A 19,395-nucleotide genomic window follows, 5' to 3' on the forward strand; every position below is an offset into this window, starting at 1 on the left:
GGCATGGGCAAGCTGGACGGACGCGTCGTGTTCATCACCGGTGCGGCGCGCGGGCAGGGCGAGGCGGAGGCCCGGCTCTTCGCCGCGGAGGGCGCGCGGGTGGTCCTCGCCGACGTCCTGGACGAGCAGGGCGAGACCCTCGCCGAGGAGCTGGGGGCCCTCTACGTCCACCTGGACGTGAGCCAGGAGGACGACTGGGCCGCGGCCGTGGCCGCCGCGAGGGACGCGTACGGGAAGATCGACGGGCTGGTCAACAACGCGGGCATCCTGCGCTTCAACGAACTGGTCGGCACGCCGCTGGAGGAGTTCCAGCTGATCACACAGGTGAACCAGGTCGGCGCGTTCCTCGGGATCAAGACGCTCGCCCCCCAGATCGAGGCCGCCGGCGGCGGGACGATCGTCAACACCGCCTCGTACACGGCCCTGACCGGCATGGCGTACGTCGGCGCGTACACCGCCTCCAAGCACGCGATCCTCGGCCTGACGAGGGTCGCCGCCCTGGAGCTGGCGGGGCGGGGGATACGGGTCAACGCCGTGTGCCCGGGCGCCGTAGACACCCCGATGAGCAACCCGGAGGGCGCGGACCCGGGCGCGATCGAGGAGCTGTACCGCTCGCTCGTGCCGCTCGGCCGGGTGGGGCGGCCGGAGGAGGTCGCGCGGCTCGCCCTCTTCCTGACCGGCGAGGACTCCTCGTACATCACGGGCCAGCCGTTCGTCATCGACGGCGGATGGCTCGCCGGGGTCAGCGTTCTCTGACGTTCCGTCAGGTATTGACGTTGCGGCATGGGCGGTGGAACAGTCGGAGCCATCCGGATCTGACGGATCGTCAGAATTGATTGGGCGGTGAACCCCCGTGGAATTCGGCATCTTCGTACAGGGATACCTCGGCAAACGCGCCGAGACCGACCCGCTCGCCGAGCACAAGGCGCTGATGGAGGAGACCGAGTACGTCATCCAGGCGGACCGGTCCGGGTTCAAGTACGCCTGGGCCTCCGAGCACCACTTCCTGGAGGAGTACTCCCACCTGTCGGCCAACGACGTCTTCCTCGGCTACCTCGCGCACGCGACGGAACGGATCCACCTGGGCTCGGGGATCTTCAACCCCCTCGCGCCCGTCAACCACCCGGTGAAGGTCGCCGAGAAGGTCGCGATGCTCGACCATCTGTCGGAGGGCCGGTTCGAGTTCGGCTCCGGGCGGGGCGCGGGATCGCACGAGATCCTCGGGTTCATGCCGGGCATCACCGACATGAACCACACCAAGGAGATCTGGGAAGAGACGATCGCCGAGTTCCCCAAGATGTGGCTCCAGGACGAGTACGCGGGGTTCCGGGGCAAGCACTGGTCCCTGCCGCCGCGGAAGGTCCTCCCCAAGCCGTACGGGAAGGCGCACCCGCCCATGTGGTACGCGGCCGGCTCCCCGTCCTCGTACGCCATGGCGGCCCGGAAGGGCCTCGGTGTCCTGGGCTTCAGCGTCCAGAAGGTCTCCGACATGGAGTGGGTCGTCGAGTCGTACAAGACGGCGGTGAAGGAGGCGCGCGCGGTCGGCGCGTTCGTCAACGACAACGTGATGGTGACGTCGACGGCGATCTGTGCGGAGACGCACGAGAAGGCGGTCGAGATCGCGGTGGGCGGCGGGCTGAACTACCTGCAGTCGCTGCTGTTCCGCTACCACGACACGTTCCCGCGGCCGGAGGGGGTCCCCGAGTGGCCCGAACTGCTGCCGGAGTACACGGCGGAGATCATCGAGCTGCTGATAGCCGAGGAACTGATGATCTGCGGCGACCCGGGGGAGGTGCTCCAGCAGTGCAAGAGGTGGGAGCAGGCGGGGGCCGACCAGCTGTCGTTCGGGCTGCCGATCGGGGTGTCGTACGAGGACACGATGACGACGATCAGGCTGATCGGTGAGCACGTGATCCCCCACATCGACACGGACCCGATCCACCGGACGACCCGCTTCCGGGAGTCGTCGGGCTGACGGGGCGCCGGCCGCCGCTGCGCGGGGGCGTTTTCCCCACCCCGCCCCATCCCGTAACCGGGGCTCCGCCCAGACCCCGTACCGCGCTGCGCGCCGTGTCCTCAATCGCCGGACGGGCTCCTCAGGAGCCTCGCCGGCGATTGAGGCGCGGGGGTGCGGGGGGAGCTCCCGAAATACCGCCCGAAGGGCGGTACCGGGTCCGGGGCCTGCCCCGGTTTCGGGATGGGGGAAACCCTCCGCCCCCACAGACCGCGGGCGGCGTCTTCCCGGACCGCCACCCGCCTCCGCCCGGTCGGAGGGCGCCCGCGTCCGCGGCCGGACGCCGCGCCCTCCGACCGGGCCAACCAGGCCGCCGTCGCACCGCCCGAGAAGGGACGTTTCCATGCTCGACCACCTCATACGGCGCGTGACCGTCGTCGACGGCAGCGGCGGCCCCGCCTTCGCCGCCGACGTCGGGATCCGCGACGGCCGCATCGCCGTCATCGCCCCGCCCGGCAGCGTCACCGAGGACGCCCGGACCGGCGAGGACGCCGCCGGACTCGTCCTCGCCCCCGGCTTCGTCGACCCGCACACCCACTACGACGCCCAGCTGTTCTGGGACCCGTACGCCACGCCCTCCCTCAACCACGGCGTCACCACCGTCGCGGGCGGCAACTGCGGGTTCACCCTCGCCCCGCTGAACCCCGGCCGGCCCGACGACGCCGACTACACCCGGCGCATGATGTCCAAGGTCGAGGGCATGTCGCTGGTGGCCCTGGAGCAGGGCGCGCCCTGGACGTGGCACACGTTCGGCGAGTACCTGGAAGCCCTCGACGGCCGTACGGCCGTCAACGCCGGGTTCATGGTCGGGCACTGCGCCCTGCGCCGCCATGTCATGGGACCGGACGCCGTCGGCGGGCAGCCCACGCCCGCACAGCTCCGGCAGATGACCGAGCTCCTCCACGACGCCATGGACGCGGGCGCCTGGGGCCTGTCCACGACCCAGTCGTCGACGCACTCCGACGGCGACGGGCGGCCCGTCGCCTCCCGGCACGCCCGGCCCGACGAGCTCATCGCACTGTCGCGGGCCGTGGGCGAGCACGAGGGCACCCAGCTCGAGGCGATCGTCGCCGGCTGTCTCGACCGGTTCGCGGACGAGGAGATCGACCTGCTCGTCGCGATGACCGCCGCCGCCGGGCGGCCCCTCAACTGGAACGTCCTGACCATCGACGCCGCCGTTCCCGAGCGCGTACCGCGCCAGCTCGTGCCGAGCGAACGCGCCCGAAGGGCCGGCGGCCGGATCGTCGCCCTCACCATGCCGATCCTGACCCCCATGAACATGTCGCTCGGCACGTTCTGCGCGCTCAACCTGATCCCCGGCTGGGGCGAGATCCTCGCCCTCCCGGTCCCCGAGCGGATCACGAAGCTCCGCGACCCGGCGGTCCGGGCGGAGATGCTGCGGCGGGCCGACTCGAAGGAGGCCGGCGTCTTCCGCCGCCTCGCCGACTTCAGCCGGTACGTCATCGGCGACACGTACGCGAAGGAGAACGAGGGACTCACCGGGCGGGTCGTGCGGGACATCGCCGCCGAGCGCGGCCAGGACCCCTTCCGGTGCCTGGTCGAGATCTGCGCCGAGGACGAGCTGCGGACGGTCCTGTGGCCCATGCCGCCCGACAACGACCCGGCGTCCTGGGCCCTGCGGGCCGAGACGTGGCAGCACGAGGACGTGCTGCTGGGCGGCTCGGACGCGGGGGCGCACCTGGACCGGATGTGCGGGGCGCCGTACACGACGCGGTTCCTCGGGGACTGTCTGCGCGGCCGCCGGCTGGTCGGCCTGGAGCAGGCGGTCAGGATGCTGACGGACGACCCGGCGCGGCTGTTCGGCCTGCGCGAACGCGGACGCATCCAGGAGGGCTGGCACGCGGACCTGGTCCTGTTCGACCCGGAGCGCATCGACGCCGGCCCCGCGCGCCTCGTGCACGACCTGCCAGGTGACAGCCCGCGCCTGGACGCGCAGGCGATCGGCGTCGTGTCCGTACGCGTCAACGGCGTCGAGACGATCAGGGACGACCGGGTCACCGGGGCCGTACCCGGCAGGGTGCTGCGCTCGGGGCGGGACACCGGGACGGTGTCGACCCGATGAGGCCGCAGAAGCTGTTCGTCGGCGGCGCGTGGGTCGAGCCGGACCACGGCCACTACGAGGTGATCGACCCGGCCACGGAGGAGGTCGTCGGCCTCGCGCCCGAGGCGAGCCGCGCCCAGGTGCACCAGGCGGCCGCCGCGGCCCGGGAGGCGTTCGCGGCCTGGTCGCGTACGAAACCGGAGGAGCGGGCGGCGGTCCTGGACCGGGCCGCGGACCTCGTCCAGCGGGACGCGGAGGCGCACACCGCGCTCGCCCGCGCCGAGAGCGGCGCGACCACCGCCACCGCCCGCGGCATGCAGGTCGCCGTCGGCGCGGCCCGCTTCCGCCGCTACGCCAGGGGCGCGCTGGAACCGGTCGAGCAGGCGCTGCCGCCGCAGATCAACGCGGCGGGCCCCATGGGGAGGGCGGGCGTGTTCGGCGCGGTCGCCGTGCGCCGGCCGGTCGGCGTCGTCACCTGCATCACCTCGTACAACAACCCGTGGGCCAACGCGGCCGGCAAGGTCGCGCCCGCCCTCGCGGCGGGCAACACGGTCGTCGTCAAGCCCGCGCCGCAGGACCCGCTGTCGGTCTACCGGATGGCGGAGGCCCTGGAGGAGGCGGGTGCGCCGCCCGGCACGGTGAACGTGGTGACGGGTTCCGCGCCCGCGGCCGGCGAGGCCGCCGTCGACTCGCCGGACGTCGACATGGTCAGCTTCACCGGCTCGACGGCGGTCGGACAGCGCATCGCGGAGGTGTGCGGCCGCGGCATGAAGCGCCAGCTGATGGAGCTGGGCGGCAAGGGCGCGGCGCTCGTCTTCGACGACGCGGACGTGGAGTCCGCGGTGCGCGGGATCGGGACGACGTTCTCCTTCTACAGCGGCCAGATCTGTACGGCGCCGACCCGGGTCCTCGCGCAGCGGGGGGTCTACGAGCGGGTGGTGGCGGGCCTGGCCGGTTATGCCGAGCGGCTCAGGATCGGTGACCCGGCGGACCCGGCGACCGTGGTCGGCCCGCTGATCTCGGCCGCCCACCGCGACCGCGTCGAGTCGTACCTCGAGCTGGGGCGCAAGGAGGGGGCGCGCCTGGTGGCGGGCGGTGAGCGCCCGGCCTGCGAGCGGGGCTTCTACGTCGCGCCGGCGCTGTTCGCGGACTGCACCAACGACATGCGCGTCGTGCGGGAGGAGATCTTCGGGCCGGTGGTGGTCGTGGTGCCCTTCGACGACGAGGAGGAGGGCGTGGCGCTCGCGAACGACAGCGACTACGGCCTGATCGACTACGTCTGGTCGGGCGATGTGGCGCGCGCGTTCCGGGTGGCGGGGGAGCTGCGGGCGGGCGGGGCCGGGGTGAACACGGTCGGCCGGAACATGGAGGCGCCGTTCGGCGGGTTCAAACGGAGCGGCGTCGGGCGGGACGTGGGGTCGTACGCGCTGCATGCGTACAGCGAGTTGCAGGCGGTGGTGTGGCCGGGGTGAGGACGGCCGGGGAAGGGCCGGGGAAGCGGCGGAAAACGGGCGCGTAAGGCTGTCCGAAAATCGCCTTGGGAAATTTTGAAACCGGGCAAATCGGACATGGCTGCGGTTCCCGCAATCGAGGGAGGGGTGTTGTCGACCTGTCGAAGTGCGTGCAAGGCGCCGCAGATGTCTTTCAATCGTGAATCACTTGCGCTGTATGACCTTCGAATCCAAAGCGTAAGATCCGGAGTTCGATCCTCCGAATGTGGAAACCGCAGGACTTAACGTCCTCTACATGACTCAGCTCGATGCGCGGCCACAGGCCGGAGATGCAGTACGGGGCACGGCCGCCCCCGAAGACGCCGGAGGTGTCCGCGAGAAAGGCCTCGGCGGAAACTCCGTCGGCCTGATGGGCGGAGCCGTCATCGGCGTCTCGACGGTCGCCCCTGTCTACTGCCTGACCTCGACACTCGGACCGACCGTGGGAGAGGTCGGACTCCAGATGCCGGCGATCTTCCTGGCCGGCTTCCTCCCGATGCTGCTCGTCGCCTTCGCCTACCGCGAGCTCAACAAGGCGGTTCCGGACTGCGGCACCTCCTTCACCTGGACGGTGAAGGCGTTCGGCCCGCGGATCGGCTGGATGTGCGGCTGGGGCCTGCTGGTGGCCACCGTCGTCGTCCTGTCCAACCTCGCCGGCGTGGCCACGTCCTTCTTCTGGCTCACCGCCGGACAGATCAGCGGCAGCGAGAGCGTGGCCGCACTCGACGGCAACAAGGCCGTCCACATCCTCACCACCCTCGCGTTCATCGCCGTCGCCACGGCGATCAGCTACCGCGGCATCACCGCGACCAAGTGGGTCCAGTACGCCCTCGTCGGACTCCAGCTCACCGTCATCGCGATCTTCGCCGTCATGGCCATCGCCAAGGCGGACGAGGTCGCCGGATCCCTGGACTTCTCCCTCTCCTGGATGAACCCGTTCGGAATCGAGTCCTTCTCCGCCTTCACGGCCGGACTCTCCCTCTCGATCTTCATCTACTGGGGCTGGGACGCCTGCCTGTCCATCAACGAGGAGAGCGTCGGCAGCGCCCGCACCCCCGGCCGCTCCGCCATGCTCGCCATGGTCGTCATCGTCGTCTCGTACCTGATGGTCGCGATCGCCGTCCAGATGTACGCCGGCATCGGCGAGAAGGGCACCGGCCTCGGCAACCCGGACACCTCCGACAACGTGTTCGCGGTCCTCGCCGACCCGATCATGGGATCGGGCCTCGGCATCCTGCTCTTCGTCGCCGTCCTGGCCTCCGCCGCGGCGAGCCTGCAGACCACCTTCATCCCCGTCGCCCGCACGGCCCTCGCGATGAGCTCGTACGAGGCCATGCCCAAGGCGTTCGCGAAGGTCCACCCCCGCTTCAAGACCCCGGGCCTCGCCACCCTCGCCGCGGGCGCCGCCACCGGCGTCTTCTACACGGTGATGAGCCTCGTCAGCGAGAACGTCCTGGTCGACACCATCTACGCGCTCGGCCTGATGATCTGCTTCTACTACTCGATCACGGCCTTCGCCTGCGTGTGGTTCTTCCGCAAGGAGCTCTCCCGCTCGACGGCGAACCTGATGGTCAAGGGCGTCCTCCCCGGCGTCGGCGGGCTGATGCTCACCGCCGTCTTCGCCAAGACCCTCATCGACATGTGGGACCCGGCGTACGGCTCGGGCTCCTCCGTCCTCGGCATGGGCTCGGTGTTCGTGATCGGCGTCGGCCTGCTGCTCCTCGGCGTCGTCCTGATGCTGGCGATGGAGCGTCGCAGCCCCGCCTTCTTCCGCGGCGAGGTGCTGACGAAGGAGACGCCGGCCCTGGTGATGGCCGACTGACCGTCAGGCCCGCACGGGCCGCAGCCGCAGATGGGTCACGGAGGGTGAGTCGATCACCCGGGTCGTCTCGAACTCGACCGTCTCCGTGGCCCTCTCTGCGTTCTCGGCGGGCTCGAACAGCCGCACCCCGCCACCGAGCAGCACCGGCACCAGGTGCAGGTGGAGCTCGTCGAGCAGCCCGGCCCCCAGCACGCCACGGATCAGCTGCCCGCCGCCGGCGACGGCCACGTCCTTGTCCCCGGCGGCGCGCCGCGCCCGTTCGACGGCCTCCTCGATCCCGCCCACGAAGGTGAACGTCGTCCCGCCCTGCTTCACCAGTGGCTCACGCTCCTCGTGCGTGACGACGAACACCTGGGCGCGGAACGGCGGCTCGTCCCCCCACGGCTCCTCGCCGTTGTCGAACATCCTGCGCCCCATGACGTAGGCCCCGGCGCGCTGCACCGCCTCCTGCACGATGTCGGCGTCGGGCCCCGTGGCACCCCCGTCGAGACCGTGCATCGCCCGCCAGCTGGCGAGCGGATACACCCACTCGTGCAGCCGCTCCCCCCGGTCGCCGAGCGGATTGTCGCGGCCGTCGTGCGGTCCGGCGACGAATCCGTCCAGGGACACGGAGATGTCCGCGACGACCTTGCTCATGGCGTACTCCTTCGATCGATGTCCGGCACCGACTCTGCCCCCGCCGGACGCGGGAGTGTCGGCGCCTCGCCGTCGGCGGCCGCCTCTAGCGTGCAGCCATGCGCCCACTGTCCGACAGCCGCACGGCCCTGGCCTCGTTCGCCGCGTGCTCCCTGTTCGCCGGCGGCAACGCCGTCGGAGTGCGCTTCAGCAACCGCGAGCTCGACCCGCTGTGGGGCGCGGCCCTGCGGTTCGGCGCGGCCGCCGTGGTGCTGCTCGCCGTCATGGCCGTCATGCGGCTTCCCCTGCCGCGCGGGCGGGCCCTGGCCGGGGCGCTGCTCTTCGGCTTCCTCAACTTCGGCGTCACGTTCGCCCTCGCGTACTACGCGCTCGTCCGCATCCACGCCGGCCTCGGGCAGACGATCCTCGCGCTCGTGCCGCTGGTCGCGCTGCTGCTGTCGGTGGCCCAGCGGCAGGAGCGGTTCCGCATGCGGGCGGCCGTCGGCACGGTGCTCGCCGTGGGCGGCGTCGCTGTCGTCTCCCGCGCACCGCTCCAGGGCTCGGTCCCGGTGCTGTCGTTCCTCGCCGTGCTCGGCGCCGTGTTCTCCTTCGCGGAGTCCACCGTGCTCGTCCACCGCCTGCCCAAGGTCCATCCGGTGACGATGAACGCGGTCGGCATGACGGGAGCGGCCGTCGTGCTCTTCGCGGGCTCGCGCGCGGTGGGCGACGCGTGGATCCTCCCGGAACGGGCGGCGACCTGGTGGGCGCTGATCTACGTCGTGCTCGCCGGCTCGGTGGCGGTGTTCGTGCTCTACCTGCTGGTGGTCAGGGCGTGGGGCCCCTCCCGCGCGTCGTACGTCTTCGTCGTCTTCCCCGTGATCACGATCCTGCTCTCGGCCTGGCTCGACGACGAACCCCTCACGGCGAGCCTGCTGCTGGGGGCGCCGCTGATCCTGCTCGGGGTGTACCTGGGGGCGCTGCGCACACCCTGACGTGCATGGTCCGCCGCCGGGGCGGACGGTGTCGGACCCGCCCCGTACAGTCGCCCGCATGACGAAGCCGATGATCCGGGCGCGCGAGGCGGGCGGGAGGTCGATCGACGACCCGACGTACGTCGACGTGCACGACCTGCTCGCCGACATGAACCTGTCCCACCCGTACGTGATCGTCGAAAGGCGGGACCGGGAGCCTGCGGGGCAGCACTACATGCAGGTGCTGCTCAAGGACGACCTCGGCTACCAGGTCGAGTACCGCGAAGGCAGCGAGGAGCTGCACTTCCAGGCCCATGTGCCCGCGCAGGGCCCCGTGATCGGACCCGAGCCGGTCGCGAAGGTCGTCGACGACTGGATGCGCGACGGCGACGCATGGCGCACCGCGCTGCCGTGGATCCCGCTGTTCCCGCGGGAGAAGGGCTAGGGGGTGTCTAGGCACGGTCCGGCGCGACGCGTTCCGCCAGCCTGCCCAGCACCCGGCGCCCCGCGCGCCCCACGCCCACCGGCACCAGCGCCGCCCGCCCCGGGACGCGCACGCCCCCGGTGAAGGCCACCCGCGTCGTGCCCGGGGCGTCGCCCGGTGCCGCGGCCACGCCGATCAGGACGAAGCGGCTCTGCAGCCACACCCACCCGGGCCGCCGCACCCCCTCGAACCTCGCCCGGAAGCCGAAGCGGCTGCGGGCCACCGCCTCCACGCGGTCGCCGTCCTCGCGGGTCACCCGCAGCCGCCGCATGTCCGGTACCAGGCGGGCGAGTTCGCCGTCGACGTCCGCGAGCAGCGGGACGATCTCCGCGTACGGTGCGGCGACCACGCGCTCGCTCACCGTGGCGCCCCGCACCCCCGCGGCCAGCGCGTACAGCCGCCGCACCGGGTCGAGCCCGGCGGGCGCGGGCCAGTTGACCGTCATGACGACCACGCCTTCCTGAAGGAGTCACGCGCCCGGTGCAGCCGGGACTTGACCGTGCCGACGCGCAGCCCCAGCAGCTCCGCCGCGGTCCTCTCGTCGAAGCCCTCGACGTCGCGCAGCACGAGCACGGCCCGGTGCTCGGGCGACAGCCGGGCCAGTACGTCCCCGATGTCGGCGGCGAGTTCGGGGTCGCCGCGCTGCGGCAGCGTGCTCAGGTCGGCGGGCACCGCGCGGGCGGAGCGGCGCGCGCCCCGTACCGCCTCGCGGCACGCGATCGCCCGCACCCACCCGTACAGCGCGGCCGGGTCGCGCAGCGAACGCAGCCCGTGGAAGACGGCGACCAGCGTCTCCTGGACGGCGTCCGGGCCGTCGTCGAGCGCGATCGGCGCGCAGATGCGGCCCACGTACGGAGCGAGGGCGTCGAGCAGGTCGTTCATCGCGATCGCGTCGCCGCGGCGGGCCGCCCGCACCAGGCGGGCCACGTCGTCGTCACTCACTCCGCTCCCTCGCCACGGTCAGCGCGCAGGCCGCGAGCACCAGGCACAACGGCGTGTAGAGCGCCAGGTTCAGCCAGTGGAACGTACTCCCGGTGCCCTCGTCCGGACCGGCGTCCACCCCCGCCGCCCAGGCCAGCCCGGCCAGGCCGCGGACCGCGAGACCGCACGCCACCGCCACCGTGCCCAGCTGCGCCGCCCGCCAGAACCGGTGCCCACGCCCCAGCCGTGCCCGCGCCGCGACCAGCGCCGCGGCCGTGAACAGCAGCGCGGCGAGCGGCAGGACGACGGGCGGGGTGAACGGCGCGTCCCTGCCCAGCACGGCGTACGACAGCGCCTGCGGATCGGCGGCGGGCCAGTGGCTGCCGGTCGCCCAGAACACGTGCAGCAGTCCGTCGAAGGCGAGCACGCCGGCGACGGCGTGGGCGGCGGCGGTACGTCGGTTCGTTGTCATGTGCCCTCTCCTGCGTGGGGTGGCGCGCGGTGCGTCACCCCACAGAGGAGCGGATCCGCCGAAACGTTCCGCGGTGCCCGGGGAATTCTCGGGGCGGCGTCGCCTAGCGGGCGGCGGGTTCGAGCTCGGCCATCTCGTTCCAGCCCTGGCCCGGCACCTCGACGTTGATGATCTCGGGCTTGGTGGCGATGGCGGTGGCCATGGCCTCCATGCCGGCCTTGAAGTGGTCGGACGCGACGTGCGCCGCACCCGCCTCCGCGTCCGCGAAGGCCTCCAGCAGCGTGAACCTGTGCGGGTCCTCGACGCTGCGCGACCAGTCGTAGAAGAGGTTTCCGGGCTCGGCGCGGGTGGCGCGCGTGAAGTCGTCGACGATGTCGAGCCAGCGTTCGCTGTACTCGGGACGGACGGTGAACCTGACGGCGATGAAGATCATGCCTCCAGGTTCGGCGGCCGGGCGTCCGGGCACCACTTGGGCGGTCCGGTTTTCCGACCCCGTCGGAAAGGCGGCGGACGGATGTCCGCGTCCCGCCGGCCGTCGATCGGCCGGTGGCCGGCGGCCAGCGGCGGTGCGGCCGGTCGCCCGACGACTGTCGTCACGGCGGCAGAGGGCGGCCGCCTGCGCCGCGCGTACGGCGGCAGAAGAGCTGGGGGGCTGCGCCCCGCCGGCCGGCCGGCGATTGGCCCGGCCGTTCGGCCGGTCAACCGGCCCCCGCACCGCGCTAGCGCCCGGCCGCCCGTACCAGCGCCGCCCGCAGCTCTCCGTGCCGACGCCGGAAGTCCGCCGTCGGCAGCGACAGCGACAGCGCGTGCACCACGCCGTCCGCGCCCTGGTCGGGAAGCGTGGCCGCCAGGCAGGTGTACGCCGGGTCCGCCTCGCCCACGGACACCGCGTACCCCTGGCCCCGCACCCGCGCGACCTCCGCCTCGAAGCGTTCCGCGCCGGTGATCGTGCGGTCGGTGAAGCGGGCCATCCCGTACCCGGCCAGGTACCGCCGTCGCGCCGCCCTCGGCAGCGCGGCGAGCAGCACCTTGCCGTGCGCGGTCGCGTGCGCCCGCGTCTCCGGGCCGGGCACGAAGGGATGCTCGCTGTCCGTGACCGGCACCGTGCTGTCGAGCATGACGATCCGGCCGTCCCGGTACGCCGTCACGTACGCCTCCGCGCCGGTCGCCCGCCGCAGCCGCGGCAGCAGTTCGGCGAGCTGCGGCCCCAGCCCCAGATGCCGCTGGAACGACCGGTGCAGGACGGCCACGCGCGGCCCCGGCGCGTACCCGTCGGCGGTCCTGACGAGGTGCCCACGGGCGGTGAGCGGACCCAGCAGGTGGTACACGGTCGACAGCGAACACCCCAGCCGCCGCGCGAGCGCCTTGGCCCCGAGAGGGCCGGGCGCGTCGGCGACGGCGTCGAGGATCTCCAGCGCGCGGTCGACGGACTGCGGCCCGGAGGCAGGGCTTGCCATGATCACGTCCTTCCACGTCCCGTTCGAGGGTACGTGGCGGGACCGCCGGCTCAGCCGCCGAGGAAGACCGGGTTGGTGAAGGCCGCCAGCGGCCCCGGCAGCCCGGGAACGACAGGCGCGTGCCGCACCTCGGCACGGACGTACGTGGCGTACTGCGCCGTCGTACGCCACTCCACCGTTCCCGCCCCGGAGGCGGGAACGGCCGCCGTGTGCAGGACACCCTGGTCGGTGACGATGCGGACCGTGCAGCCGGGCACGCCCGACACCTCCGCACGCACCGTCACCGGATCGTCGTCCGCCACGCGCAGCCGCTCGCCGATCCCCGCGTGCTGCCCGCGACCGCCGGCCGCGGAGAAGGCGACCGTCACGTCCTTGTTCTCGGCGACGTAGCTCCGCCCGGCCCGGATCCCGTCGAGGATCGCCTCGCGCGTCAGATCGTCGGCGAGGACGACCGTCTGCGGGGTGCCGATCGGGTCGGGGTGGCGGTGGGCGTCGCTGTTGCCCATGGCGGGGGTCCAGCGCTTCCCGGTGCGGGCGGCGACGGCCAGCGCGCTGTCCCAGTCGGCCAGGGACACCTCGTCGTCGGGGGTGTAGGGCCCGTTCCACACCTCCACCGCGTCCGCTTCCCCGAAGCCGAACTTCCAGTTGCAGCCGATGCACGTGGCGTGCGGGTGGGCGGGGACGACGAGGCCGCCGGCCCGGCGGATGGCACGGGCGTAGTGCCCGAAGCGGTTGTCGCGGGCGCGGTAGCGCCAGTCGACGAACGTCCCCGGGTCGGTGCCGAGCGCCACCACGTGCCCGTTGCGCGTCGTGACCTCCTCCCCGAGGAGGATCAGCAGGTCGTCACCGGCCACCTCGGCCCAATGAGGGTGCGCGGAATGTGTGTTGTGCTCGGAGGAGTTGATGAAGTCGAGCCCGGCGGCGCGCGCGAGGGCGGCGATCTCGGCGGGGGTGCGCCTGCCGTCCGAGTACCACGAGTGCAGGTGGCAGTCGCCCCGGTACCAGGCGCGCCCGCGCCCCTTGGCCCGCTCCGGCGGATACACCGCCGTGCGCGGCTCCGCCTGCTCCCCGTAGGTGAGCGTGACGCGGACCTCGTACGGCAGCCCCTGCGGCGCGACGGTGTACGGCCCGAGCGCGATGTGCCACAGCCCGGGGCGGACGGGCCCCGGGATGTACCCCGGCGTGGCCTCGTCCGCCCGGATGAAGAACTCCGTCCTGGCGCCGCCCGACCAGCCGCGGAAGCCCTTGCCGCCGAGGGCGGTTCCGCGCTCGTCGAAGATGCCGATGTCGAGGGCGTTGCCCGCGGTGCCGGCGGGCTGGGGCGGCTTCTCGTAGCTGTACGAGACATGGATCTGACGGACCCCCGCCGGAATCTCCACGGGGAGGTACACGAAGTCGGGTGCGCCGGGCGGCAGCGTGCCGCGTACGACCTTCGTCGCCCCCTCGCCGCCCCGTGGTGCCGCGTTCGCGAAGCTCACGGTGCCCAAGGTAAGGGCGGCCGCGGCTCCCGTCACGATGAGTCCTCGTCTGCCCAGTGCGTGTCCCGCGTGTTCGTCGTCGTTGCACATGCCGTCGGCTCCCGAGAGGTCGAGATGGACAGGAGTGATGCAGTCCGAACCCTGGTATTGAGCCGTGAACGCGGATGCAAGGGAAGGGGATTGACGGATGACACCGTCGTGGCCGGGGGCGGGTGGCCGCCTTTGGGCCTACGGTGTCCCCATGCGGATCGCGACCACGATCTTCCTGACCGACGAGACGATCACCCCCGTGCGGCTCGCCCGCGAACTCGAACAGCGCGGCTTCGCGGGGCTCTACGTCCCTGAACACACCCACATCCCGGTGTCCCGGAAGACGCCGTACGGCGCGGGCGGCGAACTCCCGCGCGAGTACGGCCGCGTGCTGGACCCGTTCGTCGCGCTGGCCCAGGCGGCTGCGGTGACGACGTCCCTCACGCTGGGCACGGGCGTCACGCTGGTGGCCCAGCACGACCCGATCGCCCTGGCGAAGAGGATCGCGACCCTGGACCATGTGTCCGGGGGCCGCTTCACGCTCGGAGTCGGCTTCGGGTGGAACGTGGAGGAGGCGGCGGACCACGGCGTGGAATGGTCCACGCGCCGGGAACTGGTCCGGGACAGGATGCGCCTGATGCGCGCGCTGTGGTCGGCCGAACCGCTCGGCTACGAGGGCGAGTTCGCGACGGTCAGCGCCTCGCTCGCCCACCCCAAGCCGCGGGGCGGCGCGCCCCGCGTCCTGGTGGGCGGAGCGGCGGGCCCGAAGCTGTTCGCGCACATCGCGGAGTACGGCGACGGCTGGATGCCGATCGGCGGCCGGGGCATGCGGGAGTCGGTCCCGGTGCTGCGCGACGTGTGGTCCGCGGCGGGCCGCGACCCGGACTCCCTGGTGGTGATCCCGTACGCGGTCCGCCCGTCACCGGGCAAGCTGACCCACTACGCGGACCAGGGGGTGGGGGAGGTGGTGCTCCAGCTGCCGGCGGGGGGCGAGCTGGAGGTGCTGCGGGCGCTGGACGAGTACGCGCAGTATTTGTAGGGGGCGCTCAACTGCCGCGAAGCCCCTGGGGAACCGGTACGGTCTGGGCCATGCGTACGTCGCCGGATGCCCCAGCCGCCGACTTCGGTGCTCTGCTTGCGAAGGTCTTCCCCTGGATGCGCCATCTCTCGCGAGAGGAGGTACGGGAGCTCGCAAACGAGCTCCTCCAAGCCGCGCGGGATGCGGGCCCTGAGGCGCACCGGACTCTCGACCGCGTCCTCGCGGAATGGCGCGCGACGGCGGCGATCCTGGCCGACTCCGCCCTGACAGCGCAGTTGATGCGCCCCCTGCCGGCCGAGGACCACGGCGAGGTCGCCGCCCCGTGACGGGGCGGCGTACTAATCGAGAGGGTTCACCACGCGCGCACAGGCGACGAAGGCAGCCCAGGCGGGGGCGGTGAGCGCGAGCTGAGGGCCGGGGAGGTTCTTGGAGTCGCGGACGTGGACGGTGGTGGGGGTGGTGGCGACCTCGACGCACGCGCCGCCCTCGGCGTCGCTGTAACTGGACTTGAACCAGCCGTGTTCGGTGGTGTTCATCGTTCTCCCAGCATCTTCTCGATCAGGGCCAGCGACTCCTGAGGCGTAAGGGCCTGCGCCCGCATGCTGCCATAGCGCTCGCCGAACACGCCGACCTCCTGTGGATCGGTGATCAACCGCGGATGGCCGTAGCTTTCGGTGTAGGCCACCTGCGGTCGGCCTCTTGGAGTCAACAGGATGAACGCTCCGCCCATGCAGGGATGTTCCTCGCGGCTGGTCGGCATCACCTGGAGCTTCACGGTGCGTAGGCGTCCGACGTGCAAGAGCCGTCGAAGCTGCCGCTCGTGAACGTCCTTGCCGCCGATCGGTCGTTGCAGCACGACTTCTTCCAGCACGTAGCTGACTGTCGGTGTGGGCCAACGTTCGAAGATCTGCTGCCGGGCCAGCCGGTCGGAGACGCGCTTCTCGATGGTCTCCTCGTCGAGGAGCGGTTGCCGCTGGGAGAACAGTGCCCGCGCGTAGTCCTCGGTCTGCAGAAGACCGGGCACGGTCTGGTTGCTGTACTCGTGCAGCGCCGAGGCGTCGGCCTCGACGCGTGCGAAATTGCGGAACCAGTCCGGATGGCGGGTCCGTGCCTTCGACTGCGCCTCGCGTACGTCGTCGACGGCTGCCTTGAGCACCCCACCCGCGCCCACCAGACCGTCCACGCGCTCCAGGAAGTCTGGTTGTGGGGTCCGGACCCCGCGCTCGATCGCGGAGATCAGGTCCTCACCGCAGTGCGCTGCGGTACCGAGCTCCTTCTGACTCAGCCCGGCCCGTTCCCGCAGCACCTTGAGCTGCTTGCCGAGCGCCCGGAACAGATGTGCGGTCCCGTCCGCCTCGACAGGCCGTTCCGGCCGCTCTTCCCGTCCTGTGTTCCCCATGCCGTACCCGCCCTTGCGTACGTCCCCGATGGTCACGGCCGACAGCCATACAGCGGACCGACCGCGTCCGTACGGTTACCCGGCGTCGAGCCGTAGGTCCTGGTCAGCGTAGGCAGAGCCGGACACGCTCGGTGACGTGAATACGGAAACGACCACCCCCACGGCTGAGTTCACCCAGCGCTTCACGTCCACCCGCCGCGGCGCCCGCCTGGCCCGCCACCTGGCGGTGCACCAACTCGACGCGTGGGGCTACGCGTACGACAGCGAGCTGTCCGACACGGCGGCGCTGATCGTGGCGGAGCTCGCCGCGAACGCGGTGACGCACGGCCGCGTGCCCGGCCGGGACTTCGAGCTACGCCTGCGTTTGACGGAGACGACGCTCCGCATCGAGGTCTCGGACGCCCGGGGCGAGCGCGTGCCGATGGCCAGGGAGGAGCCGGCCCCGGACGCGGAAGCGGGCCGCGGGCTGGTGCTGGTGGCGGCGCTGGCGAAGGACTGGGGCGTGTCCGACCGTTCGATCGGTAAGACCATCTGGGCGAATGTAGTCTTGGCTGAAATTCTGGTCGATTGAGTACTCGCGGCTTGGCAGAGCCGCCTCAGAGGTCCACCATTACGGTTCGGATTATCCATTACGGCATCGACAATCGGACCTCCGTTTACCGCCAGGCATCTCCAGGAAGCCGTCACGTCATCCGTTCAGATCCAGGCCCAGGGAACCTGCCATGCCCCGCAGCACGGAGCGCGGGGTCGACCTGTCCGCCGGATCATCCATCCCCAACAGCGGTAGGTCAAAGATCAACTCATCGATTCTTGAAGGGCCCTTGCGTGAGTTCCAGCGCTCGATCGCCTCGAATGCGCGAGACGTGGCGTAGTAGGCAGGACTCTCTGCCGAGAATTCCGGTACCACCTCCAGCGTTCCCGCCGCCGTGCGTTGCAGCGGGCGGGAGGGAGGTACTACGACAAGCGGCGGGAGCCCGTCATTGCGAAGGTTGTCGAGAATCTGAGCCACGTCGTTGCGTGGGGACCCTCCATAGCGTTCCAGCGCGTAGATTCCCGACATACAGATGGCGTCTGCCTGCAGGGATTTCGGATAGGACTCCCTGAATTCGATCTCGTCGCACGGAGGGAATATCTTTCGCCAGGATTGAATCGTCTCCGCGCGGTTTGACGTGATGAGGATATGCATGGCGTTCCTGCTTACGGTATGGGCATGGAGGGAAGGATTCGTACCCGGCCTATCTTTTCTATTTCACTGCCCCTCAGGGCCATGGGTGCATCCACCTTACCGCCGGCATCCGCGAGGTGTTCGATGTAGCTCGCCGGGTCGATGTCGCTCTCGCGGATGATTCCTCGGGTGAGGGTGTACGAACTTCCGTCGTTGAACGTGTGGAACGCTTGCCGCGCGTAGGCGGCGGCACCTTCCGGACTGCTGGAGAAGTATTTCACCTCGGCTCCGCCGAGGTTTCTGTACCGGCGGTTTCCCGGCCCGAGGATGTCGTCGAGTTCACCGTCCATGACTGCCCGGTAGACGTAGATCTCTCCGGGCTTGAGCTTGCGCTCCGCTCCGGCCTCGGCGTCCGGGCAGACGACCGGAGCGAGTCCCAGTGGATCGACCCACGTGTGGGGGTTTTGGATGTAGGTGACGGGGTTCGGCGCGGGCGCAAGGCCGAGGGGATCCGGGGTGAGGTAGCGCGCCGTCTCCGGGTCGTAGTGTCGGAAGTAGTTGTGATGCAGGCCGGATTCGGGGTCGTAGTACTGGCCCGGGAAGCGCAGCGGGGTGTAGCCGGTGGCGTCGGCGTTCCAGGCGGTGGTGCCCCAGAGGGTGCCGCGGGTGCGCCAGGCGATGTCCCCGCGCTCGTCGATGAGCTCTGCCGGGCTACCGACGAGGTCGGTGACGATGGCGAAGAAGCGGGAGTCGATCTCGTCCTGGGGAACGTCGGCTCTGAGGATCCGCTCGGTCTGGACGATGGGCCGCAGACCTTGATGGTCCCAGGTAAGGGTGATCGGACTCGACAACTCGCGGGTGGTCGTGATCTGTTCGCAGAGGGTGGTGCTGTCCCAGGTGAAGTCGGTCCGCTCAACCGCAGTTCCCCCGTCAGCGGCGAGGCGAAGCTTCGCCGTACGGCGGCCCAGAGGGTCGTAGATGTAGCGCCAGCGGGTGCCGTCCGGCGTTACGACAGAGGTCAGACGGTCTTCGACGTCCCATTCGTAGCGCCAGGTGTCCGGCTTGTGGGAGAGGCGGGTTTTCTGGCGGAGGGTGATGCGGCCGAGTGCGTCGTGTTCGTAGCGGACGTTGCCCGCGCGCGTGATCGTCGTGCCGGTGTATTCGCGGGTGCCGATTGCCTCTTGGCCGGGGTGGGAGGTGGGCCAAGAAGCCTGTGTCTGGTTGCCTGCCTCGTCATAGGCATAGCGCTCCGTCCAGCGCCCCGCGTGAACCGCGGTCACGCGGCCTGCTGCATCGAGGTCGAAGGTCTTCGCGCCCGCGAGTTGGTCGTCGAGGCCGATGAGGTTGCCGTCGGCGTGGTAAGTGTAGTCGCGGCGTTGGATGCTGCGGCCGGAGCCGGTGATGTGTTGGCTGGTGAGGCGGCCCATGGTGTCGTACTGGGATGCCAGCGTGACCGTGTCGCCGATGTGGCGGGTGATCTCTTGGCCCGCCGCGTCGTGTTCGAAGGTCAGCGTCCGGCCGGCGGTGGTCAGTGACACCCGGCGCCCTACGGCGTCGTACGTCCAGGAGCTGGACGCCCCCGTCGGAGTCCTTCGACCAGTTCGGCGGCCCAGCCCGTCGTAGGTGAACGACATGGTGCGGCCGTTGACGGTCTCGGAGACGAGGCGGCCGTACCGGTCGCGCAGGTACGTGATGGTGGCGTCCGCGTTGACTGCTTCCGCAAGCTGATCGGTGAAGTCGTACGCGAACGTCGTGACGACACCGGCCGCGTCCTTGCGGACCATCCGGTCGAGGTCGTCCCACTCGTAACGGATGGTCTGGCCGAGTGTGTCGGTACGGGAAACCAGACGACCCACCTGGTCGGTTTCGTAGGTGAGGGTGCGGTTGTCGAAGTCGGTCTCGGATATGAGGTGTCCGGCCGTGTCGTATGCGTAGTCCCAGGTCAGGCCCTGGGGGTTGAGGACCTGGGTGAGGCG

General features: G+C 71.1%; 21 protein-coding genes. 10 read left to right on the forward strand and 11 right to left on the reverse strand.

The window, feature by feature from the left end:
- The first annotated feature begins 3 nt into the window (after positions 1 to 3).
- The 5 genes from ACF08N_RS24860 (at position 4) to ACF08N_RS24880 (ending at position 7,388) form a co-directional block, all read left to right on the forward strand.
- On the forward strand, positions 4 to 756 hold the full coding sequence (locus ACF08N_RS24860; RefSeq protein WP_392326874.1) for an SDR family NAD(P)-dependent oxidoreductase: 753 nt from the start codon (positions 4 to 6) through the stop codon (positions 754 to 756).
- A gap of 97 nt (positions 757 to 853) precedes the next feature.
- Positions 854 to 1,975, forward strand: a complete 1,122-nt coding sequence (locus tag ACF08N_RS24865; protein ID WP_392326875.1) for an LLM class flavin-dependent oxidoreductase — start codon at positions 854 to 856, stop codon at positions 1,973 to 1,975.
- A 382-nt stretch (positions 1,976 to 2,357) separates the two neighbouring features.
- Entirely contained in the window at positions 2,358 to 4,097 is a 1,740-nt protein-coding gene (locus tag ACF08N_RS24870) for an amidohydrolase family protein (protein ID WP_392326876.1), read from the forward strand.
- Positions 4,094 to 5,548 carry an aldehyde dehydrogenase family protein gene (locus tag ACF08N_RS24875; protein WP_392326877.1) on the forward strand — a complete coding sequence of 485 codons (1,455 nt, stop codon included), beginning with the start codon at positions 4,094 to 4,096 and terminating at the stop codon, positions 5,546 to 5,548. The genes ACF08N_RS24870 and ACF08N_RS24875 overlap by 4 nt, the downstream gene beginning before the upstream one ends.
- A gap of 274 nt (positions 5,549 to 5,822) precedes the next feature.
- Positions 5,823 to 7,388 carry an APC family permease gene (locus tag ACF08N_RS24880; RefSeq protein WP_392326878.1) on the forward strand — a complete coding sequence of 522 codons (1,566 nt, stop codon included), beginning with the start codon at positions 5,823 to 5,825 and terminating at the stop codon, positions 7,386 to 7,388.
- A gap of 3 nt (positions 7,389 to 7,391) precedes the next feature.
- On the opposite strand, the gene ACF08N_RS24885 is transcribed toward ACF08N_RS24880, so the two are convergent.
- Positions 7,392 to 8,024, reverse strand: coding sequence for a dihydrofolate reductase family protein (locus ACF08N_RS24885; protein WP_392326879.1), 633 nt, complete (start codon positions 8,022 to 8,024; stop codon positions 7,392 to 7,394).
- Between the two features lie 98 nt (positions 8,025 to 8,122).
- Here ACF08N_RS24885 and ACF08N_RS24890 point away from each other — a divergent pair, with 98 nt between their 5' ends.
- Positions 8,123 to 8,995: a DMT family transporter gene (locus ACF08N_RS24890; protein WP_392326880.1), complete on the forward strand. Its 873-nt coding sequence runs from the start codon at positions 8,123 to 8,125 to the stop codon at positions 8,993 to 8,995.
- Between the two features lie 58 nt (positions 8,996 to 9,053).
- A complete protein-coding gene (locus ACF08N_RS24895) occupies positions 9,054 to 9,419 on the forward strand; it encodes a hypothetical protein (protein WP_392326881.1) in 366 nt (121 codons plus the stop codon).
- Positions 9,420 to 9,426: 7 nt separating this feature from the next.
- On the opposite strand, the gene ACF08N_RS24900 is transcribed toward ACF08N_RS24895, so the two are convergent.
- The 6 genes from ACF08N_RS24900 to ACF08N_RS24925 form a co-directional block, all read right to left on the reverse strand.
- Entirely contained in the window at positions 9,427 to 9,903 is a 477-nt protein-coding gene (locus ACF08N_RS24900) for a hypothetical protein (protein ID WP_392326882.1), read from the reverse strand.
- A complete protein-coding gene (locus tag ACF08N_RS24905; RefSeq protein WP_392326883.1) occupies positions 9,900 to 10,400 on the reverse strand; it encodes an RNA polymerase sigma factor in 501 nt (166 codons plus the stop codon). Before ACF08N_RS24905 ends, ACF08N_RS24900 begins: the two co-directional genes overlap by 4 nt.
- Positions 10,393 to 10,851, reverse strand: a complete 459-nt coding sequence (locus tag ACF08N_RS24910) for a DUF3995 domain-containing protein (RefSeq protein ID WP_392326884.1) — start codon at positions 10,849 to 10,851, stop codon at positions 10,393 to 10,395. Before ACF08N_RS24910 ends, ACF08N_RS24905 begins: the two co-directional genes overlap by 8 nt.
- Positions 10,852 to 10,954: 103 nt before the next feature.
- Positions 10,955 to 11,284: a putative quinol monooxygenase gene (locus ACF08N_RS24915; protein WP_392326885.1), complete on the reverse strand. Its 330-nt coding sequence runs from the start codon at positions 11,282 to 11,284 to the stop codon at positions 10,955 to 10,957.
- A 286-nt stretch (positions 11,285 to 11,570) separates the two neighbouring features.
- A complete protein-coding gene (locus ACF08N_RS24920) occupies positions 11,571 to 12,308 on the reverse strand; it encodes an IclR family transcriptional regulator (RefSeq protein WP_392326886.1) in 738 nt (245 codons plus the stop codon).
- Between the two features lie 50 nt (positions 12,309 to 12,358).
- The gene (locus ACF08N_RS24925) at positions 12,359 to 13,876 is read right to left on the reverse strand and encodes a CehA/McbA family metallohydrolase (RefSeq protein WP_392326887.1); all 1,518 of its coding nucleotides are present in this window, start codon (positions 13,874 to 13,876) and stop codon (positions 12,359 to 12,361) included.
- 151 nt (positions 13,877 to 14,027) lie between these two features.
- On the opposite strand from ACF08N_RS24925, the gene ACF08N_RS24930 reads away from it, so the two are divergent.
- On the forward strand, positions 14,028 to 14,855 hold the full coding sequence (locus ACF08N_RS24930; protein WP_392326888.1) for an LLM class F420-dependent oxidoreductase: 828 nt from the start codon (positions 14,028 to 14,030) through the stop codon (positions 14,853 to 14,855).
- 50 nt (positions 14,856 to 14,905) lie between these two features.
- A complete protein-coding gene (locus ACF08N_RS24935; protein ID WP_392326889.1) occupies positions 14,906 to 15,181 on the forward strand; it encodes a hypothetical protein in 276 nt (91 codons plus the stop codon).
- 12 nt (positions 15,182 to 15,193) lie between these two features.
- Here ACF08N_RS24935 and ACF08N_RS24940 read toward each other — a convergent pair whose 3' ends face one another.
- Together ACF08N_RS24940 and ACF08N_RS24945 are read right to left on the reverse strand one after the other, a co-directional pair.
- Positions 15,194 to 15,391: a DUF397 domain-containing protein gene (locus tag ACF08N_RS24940; RefSeq protein WP_392326890.1), complete on the reverse strand. Its 198-nt coding sequence runs from the start codon at positions 15,389 to 15,391 to the stop codon at positions 15,194 to 15,196.
- A complete protein-coding gene (locus ACF08N_RS24945; RefSeq protein WP_392326907.1) occupies positions 15,388 to 16,254 on the reverse strand; it encodes a Scr1 family TA system antitoxin-like transcriptional regulator in 867 nt (288 codons plus the stop codon). Before ACF08N_RS24945 ends, ACF08N_RS24940 begins: the two co-directional genes overlap by 4 nt.
- A gap of 136 nt (positions 16,255 to 16,390) precedes the next feature.
- On the opposite strand from ACF08N_RS24945, the gene ACF08N_RS24950 reads away from it, so the two are divergent.
- Complete coding sequence (locus ACF08N_RS24950) at positions 16,391 to 16,825, forward strand: ATP-binding protein (RefSeq protein ID WP_392326891.1); 435 nt, start codon at positions 16,391 to 16,393, stop codon at positions 16,823 to 16,825.
- Between the two features lie 117 nt (positions 16,826 to 16,942).
- Here ACF08N_RS24950 and ACF08N_RS24955 read toward each other — a convergent pair whose 3' ends face one another.
- Positions 16,943 to 17,440 carry a hypothetical protein gene (locus ACF08N_RS24955; RefSeq protein ID WP_392326892.1) on the reverse strand — a complete coding sequence of 166 codons (498 nt, stop codon included), beginning with the start codon at positions 17,438 to 17,440 and terminating at the stop codon, positions 16,943 to 16,945.
- An 11-nt stretch (positions 17,441 to 17,451) separates the two neighbouring features.
- Positions 17,452 to 19,395, reverse strand: a 1,944-nt coding sequence (locus ACF08N_RS24960; RefSeq protein WP_392326893.1) for an RHS repeat-associated core domain-containing protein, incomplete at its 5' end; no start/stop codon positions are given.

The sequence above is a fragment of the Streptomyces sp. NPDC015127 genome, assembly GCF_043080095.1.
GTDB lineage: Bacteria > Actinomycetota > Actinomycetes > Streptomycetales > Streptomycetaceae > Streptomyces.

Bases quoted from the DNA above. Each gene is read 5' to 3' on its own strand.
- ACF08N_RS24945 (WP_392326907.1), bottom strand. From the start codon at position 16,254: ATGGGGAACACAGGACGGGAAGAGCGGCCGGAACGGCCTGTCGAGGCG.
- ACF08N_RS24860 (WP_392326874.1), top strand. From the start codon at position 4: ATGGGCAAGCTGGACGGACGCGTCGTGTTCATCACCGGTGCGGCGCGC.
- ACF08N_RS24890 (WP_392326880.1), top strand. From the start codon at position 8,123: ATGCGCCCACTGTCCGACAGCCGCACGGCCCTGGCCTCGTTCGCCGCG.
- ACF08N_RS24920 (WP_392326886.1), bottom strand. From the start codon at position 12,308: ATGGCAAGCCCTGCCTCCGGGCCGCAGTCCGTCGACCGCGCGCTGGAG.
- ACF08N_RS24935 (WP_392326889.1), top strand. From the start codon at position 14,906: ATGCGTACGTCGCCGGATGCCCCAGCCGCCGACTTCGGTGCTCTGCTT.
- ACF08N_RS24940 (WP_392326890.1), bottom strand. From the start codon at position 15,391: ATGAACACCACCGAACACGGCTGGTTCAAGTCCAGTTACAGCGACGCC.
- ACF08N_RS24875 (WP_392326877.1), top strand. From the start codon at position 4,094: ATGAGGCCGCAGAAGCTGTTCGTCGGCGGCGCGTGGGTCGAGCCGGAC.
- ACF08N_RS24915 (WP_392326885.1), bottom strand. From the start codon at position 11,284: ATGATCTTCATCGCCGTCAGGTTCACCGTCCGTCCCGAGTACAGCGAA.
- ACF08N_RS24910 (WP_392326884.1), bottom strand. From the start codon at position 10,851: ATGACAACGAACCGACGTACCGCCGCCGCCCACGCCGTCGCCGGCGTG.
- ACF08N_RS24900 (WP_392326882.1), bottom strand. From the start codon at position 9,903: ATGACGGTCAACTGGCCCGCGCCCGCCGGGCTCGACCCGGTGCGGCGG.
- ACF08N_RS24870 (WP_392326876.1), top strand. From the start codon at position 2,358: ATGCTCGACCACCTCATACGGCGCGTGACCGTCGTCGACGGCAGCGGC.
- ACF08N_RS24955 (WP_392326892.1), bottom strand. From the start codon at position 17,440: ATGCATATCCTCATCACGTCAAACCGCGCGGAGACGATTCAATCCTGG.
- ACF08N_RS24930 (WP_392326888.1), top strand. From the start codon at position 14,028: ATGCGGATCGCGACCACGATCTTCCTGACCGACGAGACGATCACCCCC.
- ACF08N_RS24925 (WP_392326887.1), bottom strand. From the start codon at position 13,876: ATGTGCAACGACGACGAACACGCGGGACACGCACTGGGCAGACGAGGA.
- ACF08N_RS24885 (WP_392326879.1), bottom strand. From the start codon at position 8,024: ATGAGCAAGGTCGTCGCGGACATCTCCGTGTCCCTGGACGGATTCGTC.
- ACF08N_RS24895 (WP_392326881.1), top strand. From the start codon at position 9,054: ATGACGAAGCCGATGATCCGGGCGCGCGAGGCGGGCGGGAGGTCGATC.
- ACF08N_RS24880 (WP_392326878.1), top strand. From the start codon at position 5,823: ATGACTCAGCTCGATGCGCGGCCACAGGCCGGAGATGCAGTACGGGGC.